Below are 7,954 nucleotides of genomic sequence, written 5' to 3' on the forward strand. Positions count from 1 at the left end.
ACACGAGGTGAGCCCGCGCCCGGGTGCCCGGGCTCCCGACCGTTCCCCCCACCCCGCCTCCCCGCCCGTGATTACCTGACCGCATGACTGCGACGCCGATCCGACTCCTCCTCGTGGACGACGACCCCCTCGTACGCGCCGGTCTGGCGCTGATGATCGGCGGGGCCGGGGACATCGAGATCGTCGGGGAGGCCGCCGACGGCGCGGAGGCGGAGGAGGCGGCGCGGCGGGCCCGGCCGGACGTCGTCCTGATGGACCTCCGCATGCCGGTGGTGGACGGGATCACCGCCACGCGACGGCTGCGCGCGCGGGCGGACGCGCCGCAGGTGGTCGTGCTCACCACCTTCCACGCCGACGAACAGGTGCTCCACGCCCTGCGCGCCGGAGCCGCCGGTTTCGTGCTGAAGGACACCCCGCCCGCCGAGATCGTCGACGCCGTGCGCCGGGTCGCGGCCGGTGACCCGGTCCTGTCGCCCGCCGTCACCCGGCAGCTGATGCGGCACGCGGCCGGTACCGCCGCCGACGCCCGGCGGACCCGCGCGCGCGAACGGCTCGCCGCCCTCAACGACCGCGAACGCGAGGTGGCCGTCGCCGTCGGCCGCGGCCTCGCCAACGCCCGGATCGCCGCCGAACTCTTCCTCAGCGTGGCCACCGTCAAGGCCCACGTCTCACGCGTCCTCACCAAGCTCGACCTGGACAACCGGGTCCAGATCGCCCTGCTCGCCCATGACGCCGGTCTGCTGGAGGACACCGAGGACGGGCACGGCTAGGGCGACGCGCCGACCGGGACGCCGTCGGCCCGGCGCCGGTCACAGGGCACCAGGGCCGGCCTTTGCCCTACAGCGTTCCCGGGGCGCCCGGCACCTCCGCCAGTGCCACCGGACGCCGCTCCCGGCGGGAACGCTCGCAGGCCTCGGCGATGCGCAGGGCCTGCAGGGCCTCCCGGCCGTCGCACGGGTTGGGCCGTTCGCCGCGGACCACCTCCACGAAGGCGTTCAGTTCGGCCTCGTAGGCGGGGCCGAACCGTTCCAGGAAGCCCGTCCACGGCTTGTCGGCGGGCGGCGGTCCGGTCGGCTCGGTGGACGCGAGGGGCGTGCGGTCGTCCAGGCCCACCACGACCGTGTCGCGCTCCCCGGCCAGTTCCATGCGCACGTCGTAGCCGGCGCCGTTCAGCCGGGTCGCCGTCGCGGTGGCCAGGGTGCCGTCGTCCAGCGTGAGCAGCGCCGCGCCCGTGTCGACGTCCCCCGCCTCCCGGAACATCGCGGGGCCGCGGTCCGAGCCGGCGGCGTACACGTCGGTCACCTCGCGGCCCGTCACCCAGCGCAGCACGTCGAAGTCGTGGATCAGCGTGTCCCGGAACAGCCCTCCGGACAGCGGCAGCCACTCCACCGGTGGCGGGGACTCGTCGCAGGTCAGCGCCCGTACGGTGTGCAGCCGGCCGAGCCGGCCCGTGCGGACGGCCTGCCGCGCGCCGGCGTAGCCCGCGTCGAACCGCCGCTGGAACCCCATCTGCAGCACCGTCCCGGCCGTCTCCACCTCGGCGAGCGCGTGCAGCGTGCCCGGCAGGTCCAGCGCGATGGGCTTCTCGCAGAAGACCGGCAGGCCCGAGCGGGCCGCACGGCCGATGAGTTCGGCGTGGGCCGCCGTCGCCGTGGTGATCACCACCGCGTCCACGCCCCACCGGAAGATCTCGTCCACGCCGGGCGCCGCGGTCTCGCCCAGCCGGTGCGCCAGCGTCTGCGCCCGCGCCGGGTCCGTGTCCGTGAGGATCAGGGATCCGACCTCGCGGTGGCGGCTGAGCGTCCTCGCGTGAAGGGTGCCGATGCGGCCCGTACCGATGACCCCGATGCGCATGGAAACAAAGTGAGGGCGGACCCCGTACCCTGTCAATGCGTATGTCCGGACAACCGGACTACACGACTTCCCGTCAACCAGGCACGGGGCTACGCTCGGGCCCGTGCCGAAACCAGATGTGGACCCGACCGTGTCGCTCGACCTCCGTGTGGACCGTAGCTCCCCGGTGCCGCTGTACTTCCAGCTCTCCCAGCAGCTGGAGGCGGCCATCGAGCACGGCAGCCTCACCCCGGGCAGTCTGCTGGGCAACGAGATCGAGCTGGCCGCGCGGCTCGGGCTGTCCCGGCCGACCGTCCGCCAGGCCATCCAGTCCCTCGTCGACAAGGGCCTCCTCGTCCGGCGCCGGGGCGTGGGCACCCAGGTCGTGCACAGTCAGGTCAAGCGCCCGCTGGAACTGAGCAGCCTCTACGACGACCTGGAGGCGGCCGGCCAGCGGCCCGCGACGAAGGTGCTGGTCAACACGGTCGTCCCGGCCTCCGCCGCGGTCGCCGCCGCGCTCGGCGTCGCGGAGGGCGGTGACGTGCACCGCATCGAGCGGCTCCGCCTCGCGCACGGCGAGCCGATGGCGTACCTGATCAACCACCTGCCGACCGGCCTGCTCGAACTGGACACCGACCAGCTGGAGGCCACCGGCCTGTACCGGCTGATGCGCGCCGCCGGGATCACCCTGCACAGCGCGCGCCAGTCCATCGGCGCCCGGGGCGCGACGGCCGCCGAGGCGGAGCGGCTCGGCGAGGCCGAGGGGGCCCCGCTGCTCACCATGCAGCGCACCACCTTCGACGACACCGGCCGTGCGGTGGAGTTCGGCGACCACACCTACCGCCCGAGCCGCTACTCCTTCGAGTTCCAGCTGCTCGTGCGGCCCTGACCGGCGACCGCCCCTCGTCGCAATGTCCGGACAATGCGACCCGTGGAGGCTCCCCGGTCATGTCATGGGTGTTCCCCGTGTTCGATACTGGAGTGTTTGGGGCCGCTGATGCGATCGACGGCCCCTCGCGTCTGTACGAACACGGCAAGAAGGGCACGGCCTCGTGGCACGGTTTCGGACCTGGGTAGGCATAGCGCTGGCGGGGGCACTCTCCGTGTCCCTGGCGGCATGCAGCAGCACCGGAGGCAAGCGGGCGGAGGACGCCCGCAAGGCCGCCGCCGCCCAGGGCAGGGCGGCGGTGAACACTCCGCGCTGGACCTTCGCGATGATCACCCACTCGGGGGACGGCGACACCTTCTGGGACATCGTGCAGAGCGGCGCCAAGCAGGCCGCCGTCAAGGACAACATCAACTTCCTCTACTCGCACGACGACGAGGCCCAGCAGCAGGCCCAGCTGGTGGACGCGGCCGTGGACAAGAAGGTCGACGGCATCATCGTCACCCTCGCCAAGCCGGACGCCATGAAGGCCGCCGTGGCCCGCGCCGAGAAGGCCGGCATCCCGGTGATCACCGTCAACTCCGGCTCCGAGGAGTCCAAGGCCTTCGGCGCCCTCACCCACATCGGGCAGGACGAGACCGTCGCCGGCCAGGCCGTCGGCGAGGAGCTGAACAAGCGCGGGAAGAAGAAGGCCCTGTGCGTGCTGCACGAGCAGGGCAACGTCGGCCACGAGCAGCGCTGCGACGGGGTCGCCGAGACCTTCCACGGCACGCTGCGCAAGCTCTACGTCAACGGCACGAACATGCCCGACGTGCAGTCCGCCATCGAGGCCAAGCTCCAGGCCGACAAGTCCATCGACTCCGTCGTCACCCTCGGCGCGCCCTACGCCGACACCGCCGTGAAGGCGCGGACGGACGCGGGCAGCAAGGCCGAGATCGACACCTTCGACCTCAACGGCAAGGTGGCGGCCTCGCTGAAGAACGGCACCCTCGGATTCGCCGTGGACCAGCAGCCGTACCTCCAGGGCTACCAGGCGGTCGACCTGCTGTGGCTGTACAAGTACAACGGCGACGTCCTCGGCGGCGGCAAGCCCGTGCTGACCGGCCCGCAGATCATCACGAAGGACCAGGCGTCCGCCCTCGCGGAGTACACCGAGCGGGGCACCCGATGAGCGCGGTCACGGACGAGAACCTGCTGGACGAAAGGATTCTGCAGACCTCACCGCTGCGGAAGCTGCTCACCCGACCCGAACTCGGCTCGGTCGTCGGCGCCCTCGCCGTCTTCGTCTTCTTCGCCTTCGCCGCCGACGGCTTCCTGCGCGCCTCCAGCCTCAGCACGGTCCTCTACGCCTCCTCGACCATCGGCATCATGGCCGTGCCCGTGGCCCTGCTGATGATCGGCGGCGAGTTCGACCTCTCGGCGGGCGTCCTGGTGACGTCGTCGGCGCTGGTCTCCTCCATGTTCAGCTACCAGATGACGGCGAACACCTGGGTCGGCGTGGGCGTGTCCCTGCTGGTCACGCTGGCCATCGGCGCCTTCAACGGCTTCATGCTCACCCGCACGAAACTGCCCAGCTTCATCATCACGCTGGGCACCTTCCTGATGCTGACCGGCATGAACCTCGGCTTCACCAAGCTGATCGACGGCACCGTCTCCACCAAGACCATCGCCGACATGGAGGGCTTCGCGAGCGCCCACGCCGTCTTCGCCTCGACCATCGGCGTCGGCGGCGTCGACATCAAGGTCACCATCCTGTGGTGGCTGGGGCTGGTCGCCCTCGCGTCCTGGATCCTGCTGCGCACCCGCACCGGCAACTGGATCTTCGCCGTCGGCGGCAACGCGGACGCGGCCCGCGCGGTCGGCGTCCCGGTCGCCCGGACCAAGATCGGCCTGTACATGGGCGTCGCGTTCGGCGCCTGGATCTCCGGCCAGCACCTGCTCTTCTCCTTCGACGCCGTCCAGTCCGGCGAGGGCGTCGGCAACGAGCTGATCTACATCATCGCGGCCGTCATCGGCGGCTGCCTGATCACCGGCGGCTACGGCAGCGCGGTCGGCTCGGCCGTCGGCGCGCTCCTGTTCGGCATGACCAGCAAGGGCATCGTCTTCGCCGAGTGGAACCCGGACTGGTTCAAGTTCTTCCTCGGAGCGATGCTGCTCCTCGCGACCCTGCTCAACGCCTGGGTCCGCAAGCGGGCGGAGGCCACCAAGTGACACTCGTCGAGCTGACCGGCGTCAGCAAGCACTACGGCACCGTCCGCGCCCTGGAAGGGGTGTCCCTGGAGGTCAACGCGGGGGAGATCACCTGCGTCCTCGGCGACAACGGCGCGGGCAAGTCCACCCTGATCAAGATCGTCGCGGGACTGCACCGGCACGACGGCGGCACCCTGCGCATCGAGGGCGAGGAGACGGCCCTCTCCTCCCCGCGCGAGGCCCTGGACCGGGGCATCGCCACCGTCTACCAGGACCTGGCCGTCGTCCCCCTCATGCCGGTCTGGCGCAACTTCTTCCTCGGCTCCGAGCCCCGCAAGGGCGCCGGCCCCTTCAAGCGCCTGGACACCGACTTCATGCGCCGCACCACCCGCGAGGCGCTGCTCCGCATGGGCATCGACCTCCGGGACGTCGACCAGCCCATCGGCACGCTGTCGGGCGGCGAGCGCCAGTGCGTCGCCATCGCGAGGGCGGTCCACTTCGGCGCGAAGGTCCTGGTCCTGGACGAGCCGACGGCGGCACTGGGAGTGAAGCAGTCCGGTGTGGTCCTCAAATATGTGGCCGCGGCACGGGACGAGGGCCTGGGTGTCGTTCTGATCACCCACAACCCGCATCACGCGTACCTGGTGGGGGACAGGTTCGTGCTGCTGAGAAGGGGCACGATGGTGGGCAATTACACACGGGACGGCATCACCCTGGACGAGCTGACACGGCAAATGGCCGGGGGATCCGACCTGGACGCCCTACGCCACGAACTGCAACGGAGTTGAGGGGCGCGGGGGCCGCGCGAGAACCGCGGCGCACCGGGCCCCCGCACCGGACGCGCGCCCCCCTCCGCCGCCCCGCGCCGCACCCAGCGTGAGCGTGCGGCAGAATCGAGCCCGATGAGCACCTACCGCGACCTCACCGCCCCCATCGGTTCCCGCCGAGCCCCGGTCCTGCGCACCGTGGGCACACGAGAGCGCCGGTCACATCTGACCGCCCCCCGTGTCCCCACCGTCGGCATCGACATCGGCGGCACCAAGGTCATGGCGGGCGTCGTGGACGCCGACGGCAACATCCTGGAGAAGCTCCGCACGGAGACCCCGGACAAGTCCAAGAGCCCCAAGGTCGTCGAGGACACCATCGTCGAGCTGGTGCTGGACCTGTCCGACCGGCACGACGTGCACGCGGTCGGCATCGGCGCGGCCGGCTGGGTCGACGCCGACCGCAACCGCGTCCTGTTCGCCCCCCACCTGTCCTGGCGCAACGAACCGCTGCGCGACCGCCTCGCCGGCCGGCTGTCCGTACCGGTCCTGGTGGACAACGACGCCAACACGGCCGCCTGGGCGGAGTGGCGCTTCGGCGCCGGCCGCGGCGAGGACCACCTCGTCATGATCACCCTCGGTACCGGCATCGGCGGCGCCATCCTGGAGGACGGCCAGGTCAAGCGCGGCAAGTTCGGCGTCGCCGGCGAGTTCGGCCACATGCAGGTCGTTCCCGGCGGACACCGCTGCCCGTGCGGCAACCGCGGCTGCTGGGAGCAGTACAGCTCCGGCAACGCGCTCGTCCGCGAGGCGCGCGAGCTGGCCGCCGCCGACTCGCCGGTCGCCTACGGCATCATCGAGCACGTCAAGGGCAACATCGGCGACATCACCGGCCCGATGATCACCGAGCTGGCCCGCGAGGGCGACGCGATGTGCGTGGAACTGCTCCAGGACATCGGCCAGTGGCTCGGCGTCGGCATCGCCAACCTCGCCGCCGCCCTCGACCCCTCCTGCTTCGTCATCGGCGGCGGCGTCTCCGCCGCCGACGACCTGCTCATCGGACCCGCCCGGGACGCCTTCAAGCGCCACCTCACCGGCCGCGGCTACCGCCCCGAGGCCCGCATCACCCGCGCCCAGCTCGGCCCCGAGGCGGGCATGGTGGGCGCCGCCGACCTGGCCCGGCTGGTCGCCCGCCGGTTCCGCCGCGCCAAGCGGCGCCGGGTGGAGCGGTACGAGCGCTACGAGCGGTACGCCCAGTCCCGCCGCGACCGGGACACCGCATGACGCCGTCGCTGCCCCACCAGGGCGGCCCGCCGGACGAGCCGCGGCGGCCGGCCGAGGACCCGCGGCACAAGGCCAGGCGGCGGGCGCTCACCCTGCTGATCATCGTCCTGCTCATCGGCGTCCCGGCCGGCTACCTGGTGATCTCCGCGAACCAGAGCCGCGACAGCGGCAAGGACAAGGAGGCGAAGTACTCGGCGACCGGCCTCACCGCCGGGTGGCCGTCCAAGGTGCAGCGCCGTCTCTACCAGGTGGCCGTCCCGCACCCCGCCGACCACGTCGCCTACTACGAGACGAACAACTGGAAGACCAGCCGCCTCTACGTGCAGTTCCGCACCAACCCCGCCGGCCTGGACAGCTTCCTCCAGGCCATGGGCGTGCGCCGGGACCAGCTGAAGAAGGGCGACATCGCCGTCGGCGAACGCGACCGGAAGGTCAGCGGCTGGACCTTCGGCGGCCCCGGCCCCTGGTGGGGCCTGACCCACGGACAGAAGAACCCGGCGCCCACCCAGGACGTGGTCGTCAACCTGTCCGACCCGCAGTTCCCGATGGTGTTCGTGGTCTCCCGCACGGTCCCGTGACCGGGGCCGCGACCCGCCCGCGGAGCCGATTGTCAGACCCCGCCCGTAGAGTCGAAGACGTCTGATCCGACGCACGGGCGGGAGGTGGCAGGACGTATGAGCGGCACGGCTGCGGTGGCCGAGCGCACCGGGGGTCCCCCGGAGACGGGGACCGGGCACCCGGTCCCGCTGCGCCTGGCGTCCGTCTACCTGCCCGCGCCCCTGCCGCGCCAGGGCCGCCTGGCCTTCTGGGACCCCGACGGCGGCCCGCTGCCCACCGCGAGCGGGGCCGGCGCCGAGGAGCTGACGGTCGTACGACGGCACGGCACCGGTGTGCGCCGTCGGCACGGTCAAGGCGGTCGGCGCCGCCAAGCGCGGCGTGGACCGGACCATCGAGCAGGCCCGCCGCACCGTCGAGGACCACACCCTGCGCGCCAAGT

Annotated in this window: 8 protein-coding genes and 1 pseudogene; 8 read left to right on the top strand and 1 reads right to left on the bottom strand. The window is 72.1% G+C overall.

What is annotated here, in order from left to right; translation table 11 throughout:
• Nucleotides 1-83: 83 nt before the first annotated feature.
• A complete protein-coding gene (locus ABZV94_RS26105; RefSeq protein WP_356344269.1) occupies nt 84-770 on the top strand; it encodes a response regulator transcription factor in 687 nt (228 codons plus the stop codon).
• 67 nt (nt 771-837) lie between these two features.
• On the opposite strand, the gene ABZV94_RS26110 is transcribed toward ABZV94_RS26105, so the two are convergent.
• Nucleotides 838-1,854, bottom strand: a complete 1,017-nt coding sequence (locus ABZV94_RS26110; protein WP_356344272.1) for a Gfo/Idh/MocA family oxidoreductase — start codon at nt 1,852-1,854, stop codon at nt 838-840.
• A 130-nt stretch (nt 1,855-1,984) separates the two neighbouring features.
• Between ABZV94_RS26110 and ABZV94_RS26115 the strand changes: the two genes are divergently transcribed.
• From ABZV94_RS26115 to ABZV94_RS26145, 7 genes and pseudogenes are all read left to right on the top strand, one after another.
• A complete protein-coding gene (locus ABZV94_RS26115; protein WP_356344290.1) occupies nt 1,985-2,722 on the top strand; it encodes a GntR family transcriptional regulator in 738 nt (245 codons plus the stop codon).
• A gap of 163 nt (nt 2,723-2,885) precedes the next feature.
• Nucleotides 2,886-3,890 carry a sugar ABC transporter substrate-binding protein gene (locus ABZV94_RS26120; protein WP_356344274.1) on the top strand — a complete coding sequence of 335 codons (1,005 nt, stop codon included), beginning with the start codon at nt 2,886-2,888 and terminating at the stop codon, nt 3,888-3,890.
• Nucleotides 3,887-4,930 (top strand): ABC transporter permease, encoded by a 1,044-nt coding sequence (locus tag ABZV94_RS26125; RefSeq protein WP_356344276.1) that lies wholly within the window; start codon nt 3,887-3,889, stop codon nt 4,928-4,930. The genes ABZV94_RS26120 and ABZV94_RS26125 overlap by 4 nt, the downstream gene beginning before the upstream one ends.
• Entirely contained in the window at nt 4,927-5,697 is a 771-nt protein-coding gene (locus ABZV94_RS26130) for an ATP-binding cassette domain-containing protein (RefSeq protein WP_356344277.1), read from the top strand. Before ABZV94_RS26125 ends, ABZV94_RS26130 begins: the two co-directional genes overlap by 4 nt.
• A gap of 114 nt (nt 5,698-5,811) precedes the next feature.
• Nucleotides 5,812-6,957, top strand: a complete 1,146-nt coding sequence (locus ABZV94_RS26135; protein WP_356344280.1) for an ROK family glucokinase — start codon at nt 5,812-5,814, stop codon at nt 6,955-6,957.
• Nucleotides 6,954-7,535 (top strand): sugar kinase, encoded by a 582-nt coding sequence (locus ABZV94_RS26140; protein WP_356344282.1) that lies wholly within the window; start codon nt 6,954-6,956, stop codon nt 7,533-7,535. Before ABZV94_RS26135 ends, ABZV94_RS26140 begins: the two co-directional genes overlap by 4 nt.
• A 96-nt stretch (nt 7,536-7,631) precedes the next feature.
• Nucleotides 7,632-7,856 (top strand): annotated as a pseudogene (locus tag ABZV94_RS26145) (hypothetical protein); the annotation flags it as partial.
• Nucleotides 7,857-7,954: the final 98 nt, after the last annotated feature.

The sequence above is a fragment of the Streptomyces sp. NPDC004658 genome, from assembly GCF_040609555.1.
Lineage (GTDB): Bacteria > Actinomycetota > Actinomycetes > Streptomycetales > Streptomycetaceae > Streptomyces.